Below are 22,144 nucleotides of genomic sequence, written 5' to 3'. Positions count from 1 at the left end.
TGTCCAAAAAGGCAAGCATTCTCGACGGGGTATTTCGCCCGCCCCGTTCGCCAAATATCGCTATCGTCACGTCGCCTCCCCATAAGGACATTTCTCCCCGATCGCCCAATGATGCTATAAGATGCATTTGTAATGCATCTTATCGCGGAGGTCACGATGTCAATCGGCCAACCCACCACGAAACCGTCGTCGCAATCGGCCCCCGGGCTGCCCCTGCTTCGGCTTGGCTTTCGCCCGTTTTACCTGGGCGGCGCAGGCTTTGCGGTATTGGCCATTGCGCTTTGGCTGGCCACGCTTCACGGCTACCCCGTCGCCGGTCGGGCCGCGCCCGTGAACGGCCTCGTCTGGCACGTTCACGAGATGATATTTGGCGGCTTGGCCGCCATCGTCGTGGGATTCTTGCTCACCGCGGTTCGCGCGTGGACCTCGCTCGATACGCCCCGGGGTGCACCGCTTATGTGGCTGTGGGGCTTGTGGGCAGCGGGACGGGTACTGGTTTATTACGGGCCCGAATGGCTCGCCGCGGGCATCGATTCCCTTTTTCTTCCCGTGGTTGCCATCGTGCTGATGCGCGTGCTGATCAAGGCGAACAATCGTCGCAACATATTTCTCCCCGTCGCCCTCGGCGCTTTCGGAGCGTTGAACGCCCTCTTCCACTGGTGGGCGTGGCAAGGACGCGTTGATCTCTCGTTACAGGCCGCTAACGCCGCCATCGGACTGGTCGTCATGTTCGTCACGGTGATCGCGGGGCGCGTAGTCCCGATGTTCACCTCGAACGCGGTGCCGGGCTATTGCGCGAAGCGCTGGAAGTGGATTGAAACGCTGGCCGCCCCGAGCGTCGTCATCACGCTTCTCGCAGATGCATTCCTGGCGCTGCCCGCCCTGACGATCGTGTGCGCCGGACTCACGGCGTTGATTCACGGTATCCGGCTGGCAGGATGGCGTTCCTGGCGTGCCGGGCCTCGACCGATACTGGCGATCCTGCATGTGGCCTATGCGTGGATTCCGATCGGCTTTGCGCTTCTGGCGCTCGCGGCCGCGGGAACGATTGCGCACTCCCTTGCGATCCACGCCTTGACGGTCGGCGCGATCGGGTGCGCCATCATGGGCATGATCACTCGTACGGCACTGGGACATACCGGCCGCGCGCTGATCGCCGGGCGCTTCGAGATGGCCTGTTACGGATTGATCATTGCCGCGGCACTCTTGCGCGTCTTCGGCCCCTGGTTGGCGAGTGGTGCCACAAGCGTCTGGATTGACGCAGCGGGCGTATGCTGGCTGGCGGCATTTGCCGTCTATCTGATGCGCTATGCGCCCTATCTGGTGATGTCGCGGGTTGACGGAAAGGACGGTTGAACCGTCAGACCGCTCGGCGAACGGGAACGCCGCAGCACCAATGAAAAAACCCGCCGAAGCGGGTTCTTTCGTTTGAACGACGGAGACCGAACGCGACTCAGACTTCCACGCCCTGGCTCGCCAGATACTCGTCGTACGTGCCTTGGTAATCGATGAGCGTACCGTCGTTCTTCACTTCGATGACACGCGTTGCCAGGCCCGACACGAATTCACGGTCATGCGAGACGAAGACCAGCGTGCCCGGATACTTGTCGAGCGCGATCTGCAGCGACTCGATCGACTCCATGTCCATGTGGTTGGTGGGCTCGTCCATCATCAGCACATTGTGACGGCCCAGCATCAGCTTGCCCCAGATCATGCGGCCCTTCTCGCCCCGGAGAGCACACGCACCGATTTGCGCACATCGTCTCCACCGAAGAGCAGACGGCCGAGCGAGCCACGAATCACCTGGTCGTCGTCGCCTTCCTTGCCCCACTGCGTCATCCAGTCGGTGAGCGTCAGGTCTTGCGGAAACGCTTCCGACGTGTCTTGCGGCATGTAACCGATGTTCGCGTTCTCCGCCCACTTCACATTGCCCGCGTCGACCGGCAACGCCGCCATCAGGCTGCGAAGCAGCGTGGTCTTGCCGGCGCCGTTCTCGCCGATGATCGCCACCCGTTCGCCAGCGCGCACGGCGCCCGAGACGTTCTTGAAGATCTGACGATCGTACGACTTCGAAATGCCCTCGAATTCGAACGCAAGGTTGTGCAACTTCTTCTCGAATTCGAAACGGATGAACGGATTCTGACGCGACGACGGCTTGAGGTCTTCAACCTTGATCTTGTCGATCTGCTTGAGGCGGCTCGTCGCCTGACGTGCCTTCGACTTGTTCGCCGAGAAACGGCGCACAAAGTCCTGCAGATCGGTAATACGTTCCTTGGCCTTGGTGTTCGCTGCCATCTGACGCTCGCGGGCCTGCGCCGACGCAAGCATGTAGTCGTCGTAGTTGCCCGGGTAGATCTTCAGCGTGCCGTAGTCCATATCCGCCATGTGCGTACACACGGCATTCAGGAAGTGGCGATCGTGCGAGATGATGATCATGGTGGAGTTGCGCTCGTTGAGCACGTCTTCCAGCCAACGGATCGTGTTGATGTCCAGGTTGTTGGTCGGTTCGTCGAGCAGCAGCACGTCCGGATTCGAGAACAGCGCCTGCGCGAGCAGCACCCGCAGCTTCCAGCCCGGCGCGACGTTGCTCATCGGCCCCTGATGCTGGTCCGTCGGAATGCCCACGCCGAGCAGCAATTCGCCGGCACGCGCTTCGGCCGTGTAACCGTCGTACTCGGCGAACTTCGCCTCGAGCTCGGCCGCGTGCATGTAGTCGTCGTCCGTCGCCTCCGGATTGGCGTAGATGGCGTCGCGCTCGCTCATGGCCGCCCACATCTCGGTGTGCCCCATCATCACGACATCGAGCACGCGCATGTCTTCATACGCGAACTGGTCCTGCTTGAGCTTGCCCAGGCGAACGTTCGGCTCGAGCATGACGTTGCCCCCGCTCGGCTCCAGATCGCCGCCAAGGATCTTCATGAAAGTCGATTTGCCGCAACCGTTGGCGCCGATCAGGCCGTAGCGGTTGCCCCCGCCGAACTTGACGGAGATGTTCTCGAAGAGCGGCTTCGCGCCGAATTGCATCGTGATATTGGCAGTAGACAGCACAGGTGGTATCCGGGAGATGAGGTGCGGCGGCACGAAATTGCGCCACGAAACCTGACATTTTAACACCGATGCATGTCATGCGCCCCGGGCCGCCCCCAGCGGTTGTGAAGCATCCGAAATGTGACGTGCGCAGGGGCCGACATGGCATCGACTGTCTTACGCTGCCCGAAGCCACGTCAATCGGTGCGTATGGCGGTGCGTATGTCCGCGCCTGTGCCTGCGCGTATGAATGCGCTTAAGTCTGCGCAGGTTGGGCACTAGCGGCCCGCAACGCGCCGACCGACGCGGCCAAACACGCCGGAGCGCCCGGCCTTTTTCCTTTTTCTGCCCTTTCCTCGATCTTTCCTCGTGCTTTTTGGGGCTCGCTCCGGCGATTCCATCGCCCTCATCCACACTCTCATTCCAGCCATGACCGCTATCCGCTTGTCGATGACCGCCTCACGCGCCATGCTCGCCCGCTACCGCGCGCTCCTTGCCTTGCTGAGCGCCGCCCCGCTGTTGACGGCCTCGGCGCCGGCCGGTGCCGAGGCCCGCCCCTCCGGCGTGAGCACCGAAATCCTCGTCAAAACCTCGTCCTCATGGGACCAGACCGGCTACACGGCCTACCCGAGCGGCGTTCCTGAACCCACGCTCGTGCGCATCTCCATTGCCCCGAACACCCGGCTGGACTGGCACCTCCACCCCATGCCCGCCATTGGCTACGTTACTTCGGGCCAGTTGACCGTCGAGCGCGCCGATAACGGCACACAACGTTCGTTTACCGCCGGGCAGACAATCATGGAACTGGTCGATGTGCCGCATCGGGGACGGACGGGCGATGCCGGCGCCGAACTGCTGGTGTTTTACGCGGGCTCGGCACGGCAGCCGCTGTCGGTCGCCGCCCCCGACGCGGGCAAACTCGCGTGGGATCCGACAGTGCAGCCAGCCCGCGATTAACATTGTTGCAGCGCCTGTCGCCTCGCGAACGACAGGCGCTACGGTCGCCGGTAGGGGCTTTCCGCTATAGAAGCGTGTGCGACTTGTGCTTCATAATGATTTCCTTATGCAATTCACAGTCCGACATATTCGGATTGTTATATTCCTTATGAGCCAGAACCGCGAACCGATTGACACCTATTTGCTGCGCGTCCTTCATACCTTGTTGATCGAGCGCAGCGTGACGCGCGCGGCCGTCAAGCTGAACCAGTCGCAGCCGGCGATCAGCGCGGCGCTGCGGCGGTTGCGCGACATCACCGGCGATCCGCTGCTGGTGCGCGGCAAATCGGGCATGGTGCCCACGGAGTACGGTCAATCGCTGCTGGAGCCGACACAGAACGCTTTGCGCGAGATTGAGCGCATCACGGTTCAGCAATCGAATTTCGATCCGGCGACGACGGTTCGCACGTTCCGCATCGGCTCGCCCGACTATCTGAATACGCTATTCGTACCGACAGTCGTCGAACGCTTTCGCCAGCAGGCGCCCAACGCTCATCTCGAACTGCATTCGCTGGGGCCCGCCTTCGACTATGAGCACGCCCTCGAAGATGGCAAGGTCGACATCGTGATCGGCAACTGGCCCGAGCCGCCGGAGCAGCTTCACCTCTCGAACTTGTTCGTCGATCAGATCGTCTGCCTGGTGCGCAATACGCACCCCTACGCCAAACGCGGCCTCACGCTCGACCAGTATCTCGCCAGCCCGCATCTCGCGCCCACGCCCTATTCCGTTGCGCAACGCGGCGCCATCGATATGCACCTGGCGCGCGAGCGCCTGAAGCGTAATGTGGTCGTGACGATTCCGTATTTCAATCTGGCGCCTTACGTTCTGCTCAAATCCGATCTGATCTTCACCACGACGCGCCTGTTTGCCGACTATTACGCGGAGTTCCTGCCGCTCACCGTGCTCGAAGCGCCCATCGACTTCCCGCCGATGCAGTATTACCAGTTGTGGCACGAACGCACACACTATTCGGATGAGGTGCGCTGGCTACGCAGCGTCATTTCCGACGCCACGCGGACTTTACTTGAGATGCGCCCCCAGACCTAAGCCGTCGCCGCCGTCGTCACCTGCAGTTACCTGCGCTTGACTGCGCCATCGATTCGCCTAGGGATTCCCGCGCGGTTTTTACCGGCGGAGCGGCCCCCACCGCTCCGCCGAACCGCACGGCAGCATGCCCGACGTACAGGCACACCACCCCCGACGTCCCGCCGGCCTGTTGCCGTGCCCAGCCGCACACCATGTAGGGGCGGCCGGCGCGACAGGGCCTTATCGGGATGCCTCGGCCAGTTGCTGCGCCAGCGCGTTGTGACGCGTGACGAGCGACGGCAGGTCGAGCGTCGCCAGACGCCCTTCGCGCACCACCACCCGCCCGTTCACCACGCTATAGGCAGCGTGTCCCGGATTACAGAAAACCAGCGCCGCGACCGGATCGTGCAGGCCACCCGCCATGCCGATGCCACGTGTGTCGAACGCCACGAAGTCCGCCGCCATGCCGGGCGCGAGCACGCCGATGTCGTCTCGCCCCAGCACGCGCGCGCCCCCCACCGTGGCGATCTCCAGGGCCTCGCGCGCGGTCATCGCGCTCGGGCCGAAGCCCACGCGTTGTAGCAGCAATGCCTGGCGCGCCTCGCCGATCATGTTGGCCGCATCGTTCGACGCCGATCCGTCCACCCCCAGCCCAACGGGCACGCCCGCGTCGCGCATGCGTCGAATCGGGGCGATGCCCGATGCGAGCCGCATGTTCGAACACGGGCAATGCGCCACGCCGGTGCCAGTCTTGGCGAACAGCGCGATGCCCGCGTCGTCGAGTTGCACGCAGTGGGCATGCCAGACATCGTGGCCGACCCAGCCCAGATCCTGCGCGTATTCGGCCGGCGTCATGCCGAACATCTCGCGGCTGTAGGCGATATCGTTCACGTTCTCCGCCAGATGGGTATGCATCGACACGCCGTAGTGACGCGCCATCTTCGCCGACTCGCGCATCAGGTCACGACTCACGGAAAACGGCGAGCACGGCGCCACGACCACGCGCAGCATCGCGTAGCGACCTGCGTCGTGATACGTTTCGATGAGGCGTTGCGTGTCGGTGAGAATGTCGTCTTCGCGCTCCACGACACGATCGGGCGGCAGCCCGCCCTGACTCTGCCCGACGCTCATGCTGCCACGGCTGGCATGAAAGCGCATGCCGATCTCGGCGGCCGCTTCGATGCTGTGGTCGAGCTTGCAGCCGTTCGGGTAGATGTACAGGTGGTCGCTCGACGTGGTGCAGCCCGAGAGCAGCAACTCGGCCATCGCCGTCTGGGTCGAAACGCGGATCATCTCCGGCGTGAGGTTCGCCCACACCGGATACAGGTTCGTCAGCCAGTTGAACAGTTCGCCGTCCTGCGCCGCCGGAATGGCGCGCGTGAGGCTCTGGTACATGTGGTGATGCGTGTTGACCAGGCCGGGGATGACGACGTGCCCGGTCAGATCGAGCACTTCGTCGGCCGTGTCCGGCAGCGTATCGCGGGTGCCGACGGCCACGATCCGATTGTCCTCGATGTACAGGCCGCCTCGGGCAATTTCGCGGCGGCCCGCATCCATGGTGACCAGCACGTCGGCATTCGTGACGAGCAGCGTTTTCATCAATGCGCCTCCAGTCCCATCGCTGACCCGTTCTGCTCGCCGTGGCCATTGGCGGCCGGCGCTTTGAAGCCATTGAAGTAGGCGTTCAGAATCACCGCCGAGAGCGTGGCCAGCAGAATCCCGCTGTGGAGCAACGGCGCGAGTTGTTCCGGCATCTTCGAGAAGAACTTGTTCGACGCCACCGGAATCATCGCCATGCCGATGCTGATGGCGACAATGTACAGGTTATAGCGGTTGTGCGAGTAGTCGACCTTGGACAGAATTTTGATGCCCGTGGCGAGCACCATGCCAAACATGACCACGCCGGCGCCGCCCAGCACGAATTGCGGAATCGAGGCCACAACCACCGACATCTTCGGAATGAAGCCGAACACGAGCAGGATGGCGCCCGCCGCCACGCACACCCAGCGACTTTTCACCCCCGTCACGCCCACGAGGCCGATATTTTGCGAAAAGGAGGTATGCGGGAACGTATTGAACAGGCCGCCGATCACGGTGGCCAAGCCGTCGACACGCAGACCGGCCACCAGCGCCTTCTCGTCGACCGGCTTGCCCACGATCTCGCCAAGCGCCAGGAACATGCCCGTCGATTCGATGAACGTGATCAGCATCACGATGGTGAGCGTCACAATCGCCCACGGATCGAACACCGGCATGCCGAAGTGGAACGGCAGCACGACGTCGAACCACTTCACCTGATCGAGGCCGTCGAAATTGACTTTGTGAAGCATCAACGCAATGGCGAAGCCGAACAGAATACCGAGCAGCACGGCAATGTTCGAGAAGAAGCCCTTCACGAAGCGCGTGATCAACAAGATGAAGACGAGTACCGCGAAGGACACTCCCAGGTAGACCGGGTCGCCGTAATCGGGATTGCCCACCCCGCCCGCCGCCCAATTGATCCCCACGCCGATGATGGTCAGGCCGATCGACGTGATGACAATGCCCGTGACAATGGGCGGAAAGAAGCGCAGCAGCTTGCCAACGGCCGGCGCGAGCAGCGTACCGATGATACCGGCGGCGATGGTCGCCCCGAAAATGCCGGGCAACCCGAGCGATGGATTGGTGCCGATCGCGAGCATTGGACCGACCGCGGCGAACGTGACGGCCATGACGACCGGCATGCGAATGCCGAAACGACCCACGCCCACGCTCTGGATCAGCGTGGCAATGCCGCAGCACATCAGGTCGGCGGAAATGAGAAAAGCGATCTGGTCCTTGGGCAAGCCAAGGGCGCCGCCGATGATGAGCGGCACGGCGACCGCCCCCGCATACATCACGAGCACGTGCTGCAGGCCCAGCATGAACAGTTTTCCGATCGGCAGTCGCTCGTCGACCGGATCCACGGTGTTGGTTGTCACACTCATTGCGTCTCCGTCCCAAGGGGGGCTGTTTGATTGCTATTTTTGGGTGACTCAATGGTGCAGGTCGACGCCTTTTGCGACAAGACCGTCGGAGGCTATAGTGTTTTTTTCATGGAACGTATGCCTGAATGCTTATCTTGCCGCTCGGGTTTTCCCGAGGCAGGTACGTCGCCATTGGGCTTTCCGGGCGATGCGCATCCGGTCGCGGACACACATCATATGAATGGCGTTATACAGCGGATAAACGAAACAAATAGTGCTCCCAAAAATCCCCATCGCAGGGCGCGCGGGGTACGCTGAGCACGTCGGCATAACGCAGGAATGCCTGTCACGTATTTGTCCGGCGTGGCGTGGTATGTGCGCGTTTTTATCTTTGGTATTGCGCCCGTTGCCAGGCCGCCATCTCCCTACAATGCACCCATCCATTACAGGAGACATCATGGGACGACTGACTACCCACGTACTTGATACATCGCACGGCAAGCCAGGCGCGGGCATCCGTGTCGAGCTATGGCGTGTGGACGGCGAGCGCCGCTCGCTGCGCGACGTGCAGACGAATCACGACGGCCGTTGCGACAAGCCGCTGCTCGAAGGCGAGGAATTCGTCGCGGGCGAATATGAACTCGTGTTCCATGCAGGTGACTACTTCGCCGCCCAGGGCGTGGACGTCCCGTCGCCGCGCTTCGTGGATCGCGTTGTGCTGCGTTTCGGCGTGGCCGAGCCTTCCCAGCATTACCACGTGCCCCTTCTGGTGTCGCCGTGGAGCTTTTCCACGTATCGCGGTAGTTGATAAGCGTGAGCGTGAACGTCAGGCAGTTGAGGAGAACATAAGATGGAAGCGTTTATTACCGACTGGGTCAATCTGTTGTTGCGCTGGCTGCATGTGATAGCGGCCATTGCCTGGATTGGCGAGTCGTTCTATTTCGTGATGCTGGACAATGGTCTGAAGCCGCCGAAGGCTGCCGACGACAAGCAAAAGGGTGTGTTCGGCGAGATGTGGTCGGTGCACGGGGGCGGCTTCTACCACGCGCAAAAGTACCTGAACTCGCCTCCGCAAATGCCGGAAGACCTGCACTGGTCGAAGTGGAAGTCGTATACGACGTGGCTCTCGGGCTTTGGCCTGTTCTGTGCACTGTACCTGCTGCAGCCGCAGACGTATCTCATCGACAAGACCGTGATGGATCTGCAGCCGGGTCAGGCGGTGGGTCTTGCGGTGGCGTTTCTGATTGGCGGCTGGTTTGTCTACGATTTCCTGTGCCGCCTGCTGGGCAAGAACGAACGGGTGCTGGGCATTGCGGTTGCGCTGTTCGTGGTCGCCGCGACGTATGCCACGACGCATATTTTTGCCGGGCGCGCGGCCTTCCTGATTGTCGGCGCCATGATGGCGACGTCGATGTCGGCAAACGTGTTCTTCTGGATCATCCCGGGACAGCGCAAGAGCGTCGATGCGCTCTCGAAGGGCGAGGTGCCGAACCCGATCTGGGGCAAGCTGGGCAAGCAGCGCTCGGTTCACAACACGTATTTCACGTTGCCGGTTGTGTTCATCATGATCAGCAACCACTACGCGTTCACCTATAGCAATCCGCACAATTGGGTGATTCTTTCGATCATCATGGCCGCGGGCGCGATGATTCGTCAGTTCTTCGTGCTGCGTCACGCGGGGAAGAATCTGTACGTGCTGCCGGTCGCTGGCGCGGCCCTGCTCGCCGGGGTTGCCGTGTTCGCCGCACCGCGCCCCGCCCCGACGCCCGCCGCAGGCGCGCATGGCGAAGCGGTGGCGTCGAGCGTGAAGCTCTCGGAAATCCAGCCGATCCTGACGCAACGCTGCGCGACGTGTCACTCGGCCAAGCCGACGATGATGGGCAGCGCACCGGCAGGGGTGATGTTCGATACGCCGGCCGAGATTTCGCAAAACGCCCAGCGGATCTATCAGCAGGCGGTGGCGCTCAAGGCGATGCCCTTGGGCAACGTGACCCAGATGACCGACGACGAACGCCAGAAGATTGCCGCGTGGTTCAACGGCGGCGCGCAGCAGTAACCTTCACGAACGTCTTTCTTGCTGGACCCATGTTGGGGCGCTTCGGCGCCCCTTTTTTTTTACGTCATCGCGTTGCGTTGCGCTGATGCACGGCACGGCGTTGTAAGCGGTGAAAGAGACGTGGACGTTTTCGACTGTTCCCCGACAAAACAATCACTTGGGAACTTCGGTACGGGTACGCGGGTCTGTAGTACGCGTCCGGCAGTCCGGGCGTGACGTATTTGCGAAGGCGGCATCCGCTCAACCTTCCCATCACGTCAAACTACGGGTGCGATGCCGACAGCGGCAGGCGCATCACGAATCAGACATCATGAATTTCCTGCTTTTCTCCGCTTCCCGGCAAGGCGTTGTCTGGGTGCATCTGCACCAGGCAATGTTTCCGCCGTCCGATCTGACTGCCTGACGACGTCTGCGCGCCACCGCTGCGCGTGATGTTGTGGGCGGGACGGGTGCGCCATCGCTTGCGCGTGCCCGGTCGATCTCCCATCTCGAAGTATCGATGTGCAAGCCACGGTGAGCTGCGTCCCGACACGACGCGGCGATGTGTCATCGGGGGGACCATGTCTCATTCCACGCTCCATCAATCCACGCAGGGCACAAGGACGCCGCTGCTCAAACAATTTACGTCGCTCGCGATTCCCACCATTCTTTCCGGCTGGGTATACACGGTCTACACGTTGATCGACGGAATATTCATCGGTCGATATGTCGGCGAACAGGCGTTGGCAGCGCTCAATCTCGTCGTCCCGTTGCTGTATGTCCCGTATGCGTTCAGTGTCATGATCGGTGTGGGCGGCGCCACGCTCATCGCCCGCTTGTTGGGAGAGGGACGCGACGCACAGGCGCGTCGCGCATTCTCGCAGGTGCTCTGGGTGATGCTCGCCTTCAGTATCGCGATGAGCGCCGGGGTGCTGTACTTCCGTCACGAAATCGCCGCTGCGCTCGGCGCACACGGCGAAATTACACAACACGTGGTGGGCTTTCTGTCGGGCTGGGGCTGGTTCGTGCTTTTCGCGAACGGTCTTTACGCGATGGAGCTGTTCCTGCGCGTGGAAGGCGCGCCGGCGGCGCGATTCGGACTGTACGCGATGTTTCTTGGCGCGCTCGCCAATGTGGCGCTGGACTATTGGTTCATCGTGGTGAAGGAGATGGGCATGTACGGGGCGTCGCTCGCCACCGGCTTGTCGATGATGGTCTCCAGCAGCGTGATGCTCGCCTATCACTTCGTGCTGGCCAAGAAGGTCGTGCCTGCATGGCGGGCTTTCGCAGACACCGAAGTCCATATCTGGCGTGTGATGTACAACGGTGCCTCGGAGTTTCTGGGGGCGATCGCCCCGGCGGTGACTGTGTTCGCGTTCAATCGCGTCATTCTGTGGAACTTTGGCGAGCCCGGGCTGGCCGCCTACGCGATTCTGGAATACATGACGCTCGGTGCCACGGTGACGATGGTCGCGCTCGTGCAGAGCATGCAGCCGATGATCAGCTTCTACCGTGGCGCGCGCGATCTGAACGCATTGCGCGAGTCGTTCCGGCTCGGCGTCATGGCGGTGACGGGGTTCTCGGTGCTGGTGGCTGTCGCCATGGCTACACTCGCTCGCCCGCTGACATTCCTGTTCTTGCCGGCAGGCGTTCAGGCATGGTCGATTCTCGAGCACGCGGTGCTTTGGTATGCGCTGGCGTTTCTGCCGGCAGCCGGCAATTTGATCGTGGCGGGCTTTCTGACGGCCGTGGAGTCACCGGGACCGTCGGCGGCCATTGCCATGCTGCGAAGCTGGGTGTTGCTGCTCGGCATTCTTTGGCTGCTCAATGTTGGGTTCGGTGGCGCGGCGATCTGGTACACGCTGTTGATCACTGAAGTGCTGACGCTTGCCATCAGCGTATGGCTATATTGGCGCAGTGACCGGGGCGACGCGCTGTTGGCGCGCGCAGCGTCTCGCTGAGGCCCTGCCCCCTTGGCTACCCTACCCGGCAAAACGGCGTGACTTCGCGGTCACGCCGTTTTTTATGGTCATGCCGCGACGGCTCAGCTCGGCATCTTTAGCGAGAACGATTGCGCGAGCGACTGCACGCTGGACGCGTCGTCCGCGCCCGGCGCGCCTTCGGGAGGCGCGGCGCGTGGCGGCAGCGATGCCGGCACGCTAACTTCGCTGGCAGCCCACTGCGGTTCGGGCAGTTCGTCGAACACTTGGCGCAGGCGCGCCCCCCACGATTCGTGGATCATCTTGTAGTAGACGTTTTCGTCGTCGAGCGACGCGAACCGCGTCACACGCAGGCTGTTTTCTTCATACACGAGAAGATCGAGCGGCAGCCCCACGGAGACGTTGGAGCGAAGCGTGGAATCCATGGAAATCAGTGCGCACTTGGCGCCGTCGTCGAGCGAGGTCGCGGGCGTGACGAGCCGATCGATGATGGGCTTGCCGTATTTGGACTCGCCGATCTGGAAGTATGGGTTGACCGACGACGCTTCGATAAAGTTACCGGCGGAGTACAGTTGATAAAGGCGGCTCGGCGCACCGGCGATTTGGCCGCCGAGCAGAAAGCTGCAATTGAAGTCGACACCGAAGGCTTCGAGCGCCTTGGCATCGCGTGTGTGGACGTCTCGAATTGCCTGGCCGACAACGCGCGCGACGTCGGTCATGCTTTTGGCGTTCCATAGCGTTTCGGTGTCGCGCGCTTCGACCAGTTGTTGGCGCACGGCCTGGGTGAGCGCGAGGTTACCGGCCGAGAGCAGTACGAGCACGCGCTCGTCCGCACGCTCGAACACGAGCATCTTGCGAAAGGTGCTTACGTGATCGACGCCCGCATTGGTTCGGGTATCGGAGAGAAAGACGAGCCCGGCATCGAGCTTCATGGCCACGCAATACGTCATGTCGTTCCTGTCTTGCCGTGCCCGGCACGCTGCCCGGGCACGCGGAAAGCTATTGTTGTTGGACGCGCGGCACGGTATCGACTTTGACCGATACGTGCAGCGCTTCTGTCGCACCGCCGCTGCGCATGCCTCTGACGGGCGCGGCAGACTCATAGTCGCGTCCGACGGCCAATCGGCAATAGTTGCCGCTGGCGAAACAGGCGTGCGTGACGTCGACGCTGACCCATCCCTCCCCATCGACCCATACGTCGACCCATGCGTGGCTGGCCGCATGCGGTACGTCGCCGGGATCAAGATATCCGCTGACGTATCGCGCGGGCACGCCTCGCGCTCGGCATACGGCGAGCATCAGGTGGGCGTGATCCTGACAGACACCTCGCCCAAGCGCCAGTGCCTGAGCCGCGGTGCTGGTCACGGCGGTGATGCCGGATGCGTAGTCGACATGTTCGCAGATGGTGGCGGCGAGCGCCAACAGGTCGCCCGGCGAGCCGAGACCGGCGACGGCGGCAAGTGCGTCGATGGCGTCGCTGCGCGCGGTGAGCGGCGTCGGGCTCGCGAAGGATAACACCGGTACGGCGTGGGTCGTCTCGCCGAGCCGTCCATCGATGAGCGGTGTGGTGTCGATCTCGCCTTCGGCCATGAGGCGGATTTCGCTGTGCGGCTGATGAAGCACCAGGGTATGCATGTCGTTCCCGAACGCGTCGCGCGCGGGCGTGAGTTTGCCGGGCGCGCTCAGCCGCCAGTGCGCGATACGCTGGACTTCGGACGCCGCAGGCGTGAGCCGAAGCTGCTGGATGGTGTAACGCACCGGCGTGTCGTAGCGGTAGGTCGTCTCGTGGCGGATGGTCAGGCGCATGGCATCAGGCGGCGAGCGGGATCAGGAAGGTCTGGCTGATCTTGTTGCCGAGCACGGAGACGCGCTCAAGGAACGCGGTCAGGACGGGATGTAGGCCTTGTTGGTGGATCTGCTGGATGTCGGTGTATTTGAGTTCGGCTTGCAATTTTCCCGCGTAGCGTTCTACATCCCCGGACTGGGCATTGGACAGGGTGGCGAGGTTTTCGCATACGCCGCTGAGCGAGGCAAGCAAGGAGCGTGGCATGTGCGCGTTGAGCATGAGCAGTTCGACGACGCGCTCTGGGGTAATCACGTCTCGGTACACTTTGCGGTAGATCTCGAAGCCGGACACGCTGCGCAGCACGGCGGACCAGTAGTAGAAGTCGGTGGGATGGGAGGCGTCGGGGCCCGCCCGGTCGGTGCGCACGGCTTCGTGGAAGCGGACGTCGAGAATTCGCGCGGTGTTGTCGGCGCGTTCGAGGAATAGGCCCAGCCGAGTAAAGTAGAAGGCATCATCCTGGAACAAGGTGCCGAAGCTGACGCCGCGCGAGAGGTGCGAGCGCACTTTGACCCATTCGAAAAGTTGGGCCGGGTCGCGCTCGAGCAGGTCGAGCATGCGCGGAAAATCGAGCCAGGTGCTGTTGACGGTTTCCCATAGTTCGGTGGTAAGCGTACCCCGCACGGCGCGCGCGTTTTCGCGTGCCGCCTCGAGACAACAAGCGATGCTCGACGGGTTATCGCGGTCACGTACGACGAAGTCGAGGACATTGGCACGCGTGGCACGCCCATGTTTGCGATTGAACGCGGGCTCGAGTTCGGAGATGCGCAAGGTGGCGCGCCAGCCAGCCTCGTCGTTGAAGGTGCCGGCGTGCGCACGGGCGCCGTCGGCATCGTCGTCGTCATCGATGGCATCTTGCGGGAGCAGCAGGTTCTGCAAGTTGACGTCGAGCAGGCGTGCGGTGTTTTCGGCCCGCTCCATGTAGCGAGCCATCCAGAACAGGTGATCGGCGGTACGGCTGAGCATGATGGCTTCCCGATAGGATTTTTTGTCGTTTCCGGCGAACGTGGCTTATTTTTCGAGCACCCAGGTGTCTTTTGTCCCCCCGCCCTGGGAGGAATTGACGACGAGTGAGCCTTCGGTAAGCGCAACGCGGGTGAGTCCGCCCGGCACCATGGTGACGCCCTTGCCGGAGGAGAGCACGAAGGGACGCAGATCGATGTGTCGCGGTGCAATGCCGGCCTCGACGAAGGTGGGGCATGCGGACAGTGCGAGCGTAGGTTGGGCGATGTAGCCGTCGGGTTTGGCGATGAGCCGTTGCCGGAATGCCTCGATTTCGGCTCGGGTGGCCGCAGGGCCCACGAGCATGCCGTAGCCTCCGGCACCATGCACTTCTTTGACGACGAGTTCGCCAAGGTTGTCGAGGGTGTAGGCGAGATCGTCCGCTCGACGACATTGGTAGGTCGGAACGTTGTTGAGAATGGGCTTCTCACCCAGGTAAAACTCGATCATGTCCGGCACGAACGGGTAGATGGATTTGTCGTCGGCAACGCCGGCGCCGATGGCATTGGCCAAGGTGACACGCCCCGCCCGGTAGACGCTGAGCAAACCAGGCACGCCCAAGGTGGAGTCGGCGCGGAAGGCCAACGGATCGAGAAAGTCGTCGTCGATTCTGCGATAGATGACGTCGACGCGCTTCGCACCATTGGTGGTTCGCATGTAGACGAGGTTGTCCTCGACGAACAGGTCTTGCCCCTCGACCAACTCGATACCCATCTGTTGCGCCAGAAAGGCATGCTCGAAGTACGCGGAGTTGTAGATGCCCGGGGTCATGACGACGACGGTGGGATCGTCGACCCCCACCGGCGCCACGGCGCGCAGACTGTCGAGCAAAAGGTCCGGATAATGCTCGACCGGCGCAATCCGGTTTCTCGCGAACAGTTCAGGGAATAACCGCATCATCATTTTGCGGTTTTCCAGCATGTACGACACGCCGGACGGCACTCGGAGATTGTCCTCCAGCACGTAGAAAACCCCGTCGTCGCCCGCGCCCGCACGCACCACATCCACACCCGCGATATGTGCATAGATGTCGCCCGGCACGTTCACCCCCTGCATCTCGGGACGATACTGCGCGTTCTGTAATACCTGCTCCGCCGGAATGACCCCGGCACGCAAGATGTCCTGCTCATGGTAGACGTCATGAACGAACCGGTTCAACGCGTCGACGCGCTGGCGCAAACCCGCCTGCAAGGTCTGCCATTCGTGAGCAGGAACAATTCTTGGGATCAAATCAAATGGGATCAAGCGCTCTGTGCCCGCCTCATTGCCATAAACAGCAAATGTGATCCCCACTCGCCGGAACGCCAAGTCGGCCTCAGCCCGCTTGTGGTGCAAGACATCCTCGGACTGGCATTTGAGCCAATCGTCAAACCGCCGGTAATGCGCCCGCGTCGCACCCGTGATGCTCGCCATCTCGTTGTAGCTCTCGACCATTTGCTTCTCCGCAAATTGCTGTGCCGAGATCGTGCAATATTCATGCCCGTGCCGCTTTTTTACCCTTTCGCACGAATTCCGTGCAACACACCCATCATTTCGCACCACGCTGGTGATTTGAACTCAACACCACTCCCCTAGACGGACCGGAGCCTCAACACCACTCCCCTAGACGGACCGGGGCCTCAACACCGCTCCCCTAGACGGACCGGGGCCCCTTTCCGCCTCTCAAACATAAACCCAACTCGCTGCAGAAAGGGGCCCCGGTCCGTCCCCCCTCCACGCCCCCAGTCCCCCCACCGACACCGCCCGCTTCCCTCGCCTCCCCCCACACCGCCCCAGTCCCGTCGACACCGCCCGTCTCCATCGCCATCGCGACGCCGCACCCGCCCCGCGCGTGCTCCGCATCTGCCGCAGGACGGCCGCGTCGTCGCCCACACCTCTCCTGTCCCTCTTCTCCTCCTACCTCCTTCTATCTCCTCCTAGCGCCTCCTAGCGCCTCCTCTCGCTCTCCTCCCTCCCTCGCTTTTTCATCCCCCCCATATGCAAAACGCCGGGCTCTCCCCGGCGTCTTCGCTGTCCCGCACCTGTCTTTCGCTACCGCTCTGCTTATGCAGCCTTTCTTGCTGAACGCACCGCCTCCAACGCCGCTCGCGTCAACACATACGTGCCCGGCAAATCCTGCTCGTCACAGTTGTGACCCTCTCCACCCCGATCCACCACCACGAAGTCGCTCACCTCATCCAACGCCAACAACGGGTGATGCCACACGCCACGCGCATAGTTCACCCCCTGCCACCCCTCCGAAACAAACGCCCTCATCTGACTCACATCCAATTCGCCCGCCGGCGCTACCACCACCAAGTACGGCGTCGTCTTCAACGGAATGAACGCCTGACTCCCCAACGGATGCCGCTCCAACATCGTCACTTCATACGGCAACTGCCTCGGCTGGCCACGAAACACATTGACTAAGGTGCGGCCGCCCTCCGGCCCCAAATCTACCGTCGCCAAATCGTGAAACCGCTCCGTCGTCCCGCCATTGATCCCGAAATGCTTCGCTCCCGACAACTCAATCACATCGCCAAACGGCGCAAACGCCTCTCGCGTCAATCGCTCGATCTTCAACGCCGCTCCCGCCATGTCACTCTCCTTTTTTTCCCTTTTTTCATTTCCCCCCCTCTCGCACGCCCTGCCGGGCGCGAGAGGGATTCATTCACGCTTACGCTTTCTTTTCGCTCAACCGGCCCCACAACCGCAAACGCGATACACCCCCGTCCGGAATGATGTTGAAGCGAATGTGCGTGATCGCCCCCAGCTTCTGTACCTGCTCCTCAAAGCCGAATTGCTTGTCCATCGCTAATTTCTGCTCCGGCAACAGCTCTGGCCAGAACATCGACTGCGTAATCAAGGACTGCTCGGTGCCACCCGTCACATACGCCGCCTGAATGGAACAACGGTCCGGGAAGTTGCCCTTGAAGTGCGCCGTGTCCACTTCGATCTTGGCAATCTCGCCCGGCTGCGCCAGCGCAATGATCGCCCAGTCGTTACCCGGCTCACGACGTCGACGCGTCTCCCACCCATCCCCCATGTTCACCCCTCGGCCCGGCATCAACAGGTTCGACGCCATGCCGAAATGCTGGTTGTTCGCCGCCACGACGTAACCGCCATTCTCCATCGCGATCAGGTCGATCAACTCGTCACGCGAGCGTCGCGCCCAATCGCTCTGCGGCAAGCCATACACGCGCAAACGCGCCAGACCACCATCGGGGTACAGGTTCACTCGCACATGGGTCACCGCACGCGACTGCGTGATCGCATGGTAGTGGTGCGCATTGCCCTGCAAGCTGGTCGACGCCAGCAATTCGAACCACTCGGCCGACTCGCCCGGGGCGCCGTCCGGGCTGTGGCAACCCTCGAGCGACGCGGCCGGCGGAAAGTTGCCGGTGAAGTGGCTGGTGTCGAGGTCAACGCCAAACAACACGCCCGGTCGCGCCAGCTTGACCACGCACCAGTCGTAGCCGTTCACACGCTTGCGACGTGTCTCCCAACCATCCATCCACTTGCCGTTGTCGTCGTATTTGCCCGGGATGAACACGGCCGGCTCTGGATTGAGCATGCGCTCCTTGGCGGCGAAGAATTCGTCGCTGGCCTCCAACGCCTGCGCACCCAGGCGCGGATCAGCCAAGTTCACGTAACGGCGCACAAATTCCGGTGCGTTCGGGTCTTGCGGGGCGAGGGCCATGCCAACTCCTTGGTGCTGGGTAATGTCTGAAACGGGGCGAATCGGGTTGCAACGCACGGGAACCGCTCGGGCCGACACTATCCGCCCGGTCTCCTTACGGTTCAGTCGCGAACCAGATCCTGCAGACGGAATCCGGCGATACGGAAGATCTGTCGCAAGCATTCTTCGATCTCGTCCGCCCGGCTGTTTGCAACGCGCGCCGCGAAGTTTTCGATGATGCTGGCACGCGTATGCCCACGCACCGCCAGGATGTACGGGAACCCGAACTTGGCTTTGTACGCATCGTTGAGTTCGGTCAGTCGCGCAAATTCGCCGGCACTGCACTGGTCCAGCCCCGCTCCTGCCTGCTCACGCGTGGACTCGGCCGTCAGTTCGCCTCGTACGGCCGCTTTGCCCGCCAATTCCGGGTGAGCACGGATGAGGTCGAGCTGAGGGCCTTCGCCAGCATCGATGACGGCCTGGCACAGGGCGTCCTGCAACGCCTCGACGGTGGCAAACGGACGGTCGTCCCAAGCCGCTTCGGCCACCCAAGGCGAATGCTCGAAGATGCCGTCGAGCGCCGCAACGAACTCGGCACGGGGCAACGCCGACAGTTCGGCAACGGTACGTTGGGTCATAGACAACGGGGCGTTCATTCACTGCTCTCCCGGAGAACAAAGGTGGCGCCCCGCCATGCTTTTCGCACAGCCCAGTGACGCCTGTCGGATTCAAATTTCTACCAGTGACCACGCCGGTTCCCGACGTAGCCGCCTCACCCAAATCTGCTCGCTCACGCCGCCACGTACGGATGGCGGGCCTGCCAGTGACGTGCCACGTCAATTCGACGACACACCCACACACGATCATGTTTCTCAATGTGATCGAGGAATCGCTGCAACGCGGCAATTCGCCCTGGGCGACCCAGCAAGCGGCAATGCATGCCCACCGACAACATCTTCGGCGCCTCGTCCCCTTCCGCATACAAGACGTCAAAGGCATCGCGCAGATAATGGAAAAAGTGATCCGCCGTATTGAAGCCCTGCGGTGCCGCGAAGCGCATGTCGTTGGAATCAAGGGTGTAAGGCACGACAAGGTGAGGCTTGACGTCCCCCGTCCCGGTCCGCACCTGTGTCCAGAACGGCAGGTCGTCGCCATAGTTGTCGGAGTCGTACACGAACCCGCCCTGCTCGACCACCAGACGCCTCGTATTCGGGCTGTCACGACCGGTGTACCAACCCAGCGGTGCGCTCCCCGTCATTTCCTTGAAGATGTCGATGGCAATGCGCATGTGCTCACGCTCAGTCGCCTCGTCCATGCTCTGGTAGTGAATCCAGCGCCACCCGTGACACGCGATCTCATGCCCCAATTCCTGAAAAGCGGCTGTCACCTCGGGATGGCGCTGCATGGCCATCGCCACGCCAAACACAGTCAACGGCAGCCCGCGGCGCTCGAATTCGCGCAAGATGCGCCACACGCCCGCCCGCGACCCATATTCGTAAATGGACTCCATGCTCATGTGACGCGCTTCGTACGCCGCCGCGCCAATGATCTCGGACAGGAATTGCTCGGACGCGCGATCACCGTGCAATACACAATTCTCGCCGCCTTCTTCGTAATTCAGAACGAACTGAACGGCAATGCGCGCACGCCCCGGCCAGTCGGCAAACGGTACGTGACGGCCATAACCGATGAGGTCGCGCGGATAGTCGCTGGAACTTGCAATGTGGTTGGCCATGGTGTCCTGGCATTCGGGGAATGGCGAAACGATCGAAGCAGTGTAGCCAAATCCATCCCGCGGAAACATAGCCAGATTCGGATATTCAGGCTGTGCTTAAACGTATAGTCGCCCCCGCACGACCCCGCCCTTTCACGCGTACTCCTTCGCCCAGGCTCATTCGGCGCCCTCCCCGCCCACGGATTTCAGCCTGCGACAAATCCGCCAAAAATACCCTCAAATAGCATAAAAAATCCTACATCTTCACCCAATACGCATCAATCTACGCAACAACAAAAAAGCACGCCGGGCCGTTGTATCGACCCGGCGTGCTTTCGCTTGCCACTATGCCGCTTTACCGAACGCTCAGTCGGCGCTCGCTTGGAAATTACGCATACAGACAGGGATATCCCGTAAGCGTCAGCGTGACCTGCGCCCCGGATGTCTGCAGTCTGGCCTGTCCGCCCACCGGCAAGGTCAGTTTGTCGGGGCAATGACCAAACGGCATATCGGTCACGATCGGAATGCCGATCGCTTTACGCACGCTCTCAATCATCGCCGGCATGTCGTATCCGTTGTCGTATTCGGTCACTCGGTACTGTGAGAAATCCCCAAGCACCAACGCATGTTGACGCGCCAGAATGCCGGACTGATGCAACTGGTACAGCATCCGCTCAACCCGATACGGCGGCTCGTTGACATCCTCGACGAACAACACGCCCCCCTCGATCTGCGGCAGGTACCGGGTACCGATCAGACTGCAGACCATCGCCAGGTTCCCGCCCCACAAGGTGCCCGATACGTCGATATCGCCGCTCGCCCCATCGCCCTGCCACTCGGCCACATGACTCGGCGAACGCAATACGGACTGGAATTGCGTCAGGGTGAAATCGCTCAGCGGTTCGGCCCCGAAGTCCGCCAGCAACATCGGCCCCGCAAACGTGGTGAGATGGGCCTGCGCCAACAGTGCCAACTGCACGGCCGTGAAGTCGCTATGACCGATGATGGCGACCGGTGCTCCCGATAACCGGCGATGCAGGCCGTCGTAGTCGAGCTGGTCGAGCAGATGCACGGCGCCGTATCCGCCGCGCACCGCGAGCACGATCTCGGGCACGGGATGGTCACGCCCCGCCAACTGGTTGATTTCGGCAACGCGCTCGGCATCGGTTCCCGCAAAGCGCAAGTACCGACGCGCAAGCGCCTCGCGATTGCTGACGGTGTAGCCGAGTCGCTCCAATGTCGCGATGCCGCGCGAGGCGACGTCGGGGTCGGGCGCGTAGCCCGACGGGGCAATCAGTTCGAGAAGCCTGGTCTGCGTCAATTGAGGGATCCCGGTGTTGGGGTTGGGGTCTCGCCCACCGCCTCGGCGGCCGCCGACGAGCGACGCGCCTTCGCAGCGGCACGTCGTTCACTGAAGAAGGTCTGGAGAATGTCGACGCACTCGTCGCGCATGACCCCGCCGAGCACTTCGGCATGATGATTGAGCCGAGGTTCCGCGAACAGGTCGACCACGCTGCCGCACGCCCCGGTCTTGGGATCCGCCGCCCCATACACGACGCGCTTCACGCGCGCATGCATGATCGCACCCGCACACATGACGCACGGCTCGAGCGTCACGTACAGCTCGCAGTCCGGCAGGCGATAGTTGCCCAACGCCTGTGCCGCCGCGCGCAGCGCCTGCATTTCGGCATGAGCCGACGGGTCATGGCCGCCGACCGGACAGTTGTGTCCGACGGCAATCACCTGTCCGTCGCAAACGACGACGGCGCCGACCGGTACCTCGCCCTGCACCATCGCGGCGCGGGCCTGCTGCAGCGCCAGGCCCATGTAGGTCTCGTCGGTGGCGGGTAAATCTCGATTCATGAAACGTTGACGAAAAGCCGCCGCGCGTCGCCCGCCCCGTTTCGGACGCGCCCCGCACAGCGCAATTGGCCGCTATCGGCAATGCGCTATTCTC

The 22,144-nt window shown here is 62.2% G+C and carries 18 protein-coding genes and 1 pseudogene; 6 read left to right on the top strand and 13 right to left on the bottom strand.

The window, feature by feature from the left end; genetic code table 11:
* Positions 1-156: 156 nt before the first annotated feature.
* Complete coding sequence (locus tag DRB87_RS10440; protein ID WP_130025847.1) at positions 157-1,356, top strand: NnrS family protein; 1,200 nt, start codon at positions 157-159, stop codon at positions 1,354-1,356.
* 97 nt (positions 1,357-1,453) lie between these two features.
* Here the strand turns inward: DRB87_RS10440 and DRB87_RS10435 are convergent.
* Positions 1,454-3,048 (bottom strand): annotated as a pseudogene (locus DRB87_RS10435) (ABC-F family ATPase).
* A 408-nt stretch (positions 3,049-3,456) separates the two neighbouring features.
* On the opposite strand from DRB87_RS10435, the gene DRB87_RS10430 reads away from it, so the two are divergent.
* Both DRB87_RS10430 and DRB87_RS10425 read left to right on the top strand, forming a co-directional pair.
* Positions 3,457-3,984 carry a cupin domain-containing protein gene (locus tag DRB87_RS10430; protein ID WP_206100086.1) on the top strand — a complete coding sequence of 176 codons (528 nt, stop codon included), beginning with the start codon at positions 3,457-3,459 and terminating at the stop codon, positions 3,982-3,984.
* Between the two features lie 148 nt (positions 3,985-4,132).
* Complete coding sequence (locus tag DRB87_RS10425) at positions 4,133-5,071, top strand: LysR substrate-binding domain-containing protein (protein ID WP_130025846.1); 939 nt, start codon at positions 4,133-4,135, stop codon at positions 5,069-5,071.
* Between the two features lie 219 nt (positions 5,072-5,290).
* Here DRB87_RS10425 and DRB87_RS10420 read toward each other — a convergent pair whose 3' ends face one another.
* Positions 5,291-6,649 (bottom strand): 8-oxoguanine deaminase, encoded by a 1,359-nt coding sequence (locus tag DRB87_RS10420; RefSeq protein ID WP_130025845.1) that lies wholly within the window; start codon positions 6,647-6,649, stop codon positions 5,291-5,293.
* Complete coding sequence (locus DRB87_RS10415) at positions 6,649-8,010, bottom strand: nucleobase:cation symporter-2 family protein (RefSeq protein ID WP_305037082.1); 1,362 nt, start codon at positions 8,008-8,010, stop codon at positions 6,649-6,651. Before DRB87_RS10415 ends, DRB87_RS10420 begins: the two co-directional genes overlap by 1 nt.
* A gap of 442 nt (positions 8,011-8,452) precedes the next feature.
* Here DRB87_RS10415 and uraH point away from each other — a divergent pair, with 442 nt between their 5' ends.
* From uraH to DRB87_RS10400, 3 genes are all read left to right on the top strand, one after another.
* Positions 8,453-8,803 (top strand): hydroxyisourate hydrolase, encoded by a 351-nt coding sequence (uraH, locus tag DRB87_RS10410; RefSeq protein ID WP_017234290.1) that lies wholly within the window; start codon positions 8,453-8,455, stop codon positions 8,801-8,803.
* Positions 8,804-8,845: 42 nt separating this feature from the next.
* Positions 8,846-10,051 carry a urate hydroxylase PuuD gene (locus DRB87_RS10405; RefSeq protein ID WP_130025843.1) on the top strand — a complete coding sequence of 402 codons (1,206 nt, stop codon included), beginning with the start codon at positions 8,846-8,848 and terminating at the stop codon, positions 10,049-10,051.
* A gap of 560 nt (positions 10,052-10,611) precedes the next feature.
* Positions 10,612-11,991 (top strand): MATE family efflux transporter, encoded by a 1,380-nt coding sequence (locus DRB87_RS10400; protein ID WP_130025842.1) that lies wholly within the window; start codon positions 10,612-10,614, stop codon positions 11,989-11,991.
* 83 nt (positions 11,992-12,074) lie between these two features.
* On the opposite strand, the gene DRB87_RS10395 is transcribed toward DRB87_RS10400, so the two are convergent.
* From DRB87_RS10395 to tadA, 10 genes are all read right to left on the bottom strand, one after another.
* Positions 12,075-12,920: a proteasome-type protease gene (locus DRB87_RS10395; RefSeq protein WP_130025841.1), complete on the bottom strand. Its 846-nt coding sequence runs from the start codon at positions 12,918-12,920 to the stop codon at positions 12,075-12,077.
* 49 nt (positions 12,921-12,969) lie between these two features.
* On the bottom strand, positions 12,970-13,776 hold the full coding sequence (locus DRB87_RS10390; protein ID WP_130025840.1) for a transglutaminase family protein: 807 nt from the start codon (positions 13,774-13,776) through the stop codon (positions 12,970-12,972).
* 4 nt (positions 13,777-13,780) lie between these two features.
* The gene (locus tag DRB87_RS10385; protein WP_130025839.1) at positions 13,781-14,779 is read right to left on the bottom strand and encodes an alpha-E domain-containing protein; all 999 of its coding nucleotides are present in this window, start codon (positions 14,777-14,779) and stop codon (positions 13,781-13,783) included.
* 45 nt (positions 14,780-14,824) lie between these two features.
* Positions 14,825-16,249, bottom strand: a complete 1,425-nt coding sequence (locus DRB87_RS10380; RefSeq protein ID WP_174966625.1) for a circularly permuted type 2 ATP-grasp protein — start codon at positions 16,247-16,249, stop codon at positions 14,825-14,827.
* 609 nt (positions 16,250-16,858) lie between these two features.
* The gene (locus tag DRB87_RS10375; RefSeq protein WP_130025838.1) at positions 16,859-17,392 is read right to left on the bottom strand and encodes an ureidoglycolate lyase; all 534 of its coding nucleotides are present in this window, start codon (positions 17,390-17,392) and stop codon (positions 16,859-16,861) included.
* Between the two features lie 79 nt (positions 17,393-17,471).
* The gene (gene alc / locus DRB87_RS10370) at positions 17,472-18,494 is read right to left on the bottom strand and encodes an allantoicase (protein ID WP_130025837.1); all 1,023 of its coding nucleotides are present in this window, start codon (positions 18,492-18,494) and stop codon (positions 17,472-17,474) included.
* Positions 18,495-18,595: 101 nt separating this feature from the next.
* Positions 18,596-19,117, bottom strand: a complete 522-nt coding sequence (gene uraD / locus DRB87_RS10365; protein ID WP_370363962.1) for a 2-oxo-4-hydroxy-4-carboxy-5-ureidoimidazoline decarboxylase — start codon at positions 19,115-19,117, stop codon at positions 18,596-18,598.
* A 146-nt stretch (positions 19,118-19,263) separates the two neighbouring features.
* The gene (gene puuE, locus DRB87_RS10360; protein ID WP_130025836.1) at positions 19,264-20,208 is read right to left on the bottom strand and encodes an allantoinase PuuE; all 945 of its coding nucleotides are present in this window, start codon (positions 20,206-20,208) and stop codon (positions 19,264-19,266) included.
* A 367-nt stretch (positions 20,209-20,575) separates the two neighbouring features.
* Complete coding sequence (ldcA, locus tag DRB87_RS10355) at positions 20,576-21,508, bottom strand: muramoyltetrapeptide carboxypeptidase (RefSeq protein ID WP_130025835.1); 933 nt, start codon at positions 21,506-21,508, stop codon at positions 20,576-20,578.
* A complete protein-coding gene (tadA, locus tag DRB87_RS10350) occupies positions 21,505-22,050 on the bottom strand; it encodes a tRNA adenosine(34) deaminase TadA (protein WP_130025834.1) in 546 nt (181 codons plus the stop codon). The genes ldcA and tadA overlap by 4 nt, the downstream gene beginning before the upstream one ends.
* Between the last annotated feature and the right edge of the window lie 94 nt (positions 22,051-22,144).

Origin of the sequence: Pandoraea sp. XY-2 (assembly GCF_004193915.1) — a bacterium.
Classification (GTDB): Bacteria; Pseudomonadota; Gammaproteobacteria; order Burkholderiales; family Burkholderiaceae; genus Pandoraea; species Pandoraea cepalis.
Note: the sequence above shows the minus strand (reverse complement) of the source record. Positions and strands in the feature narration are given on the sequence as shown.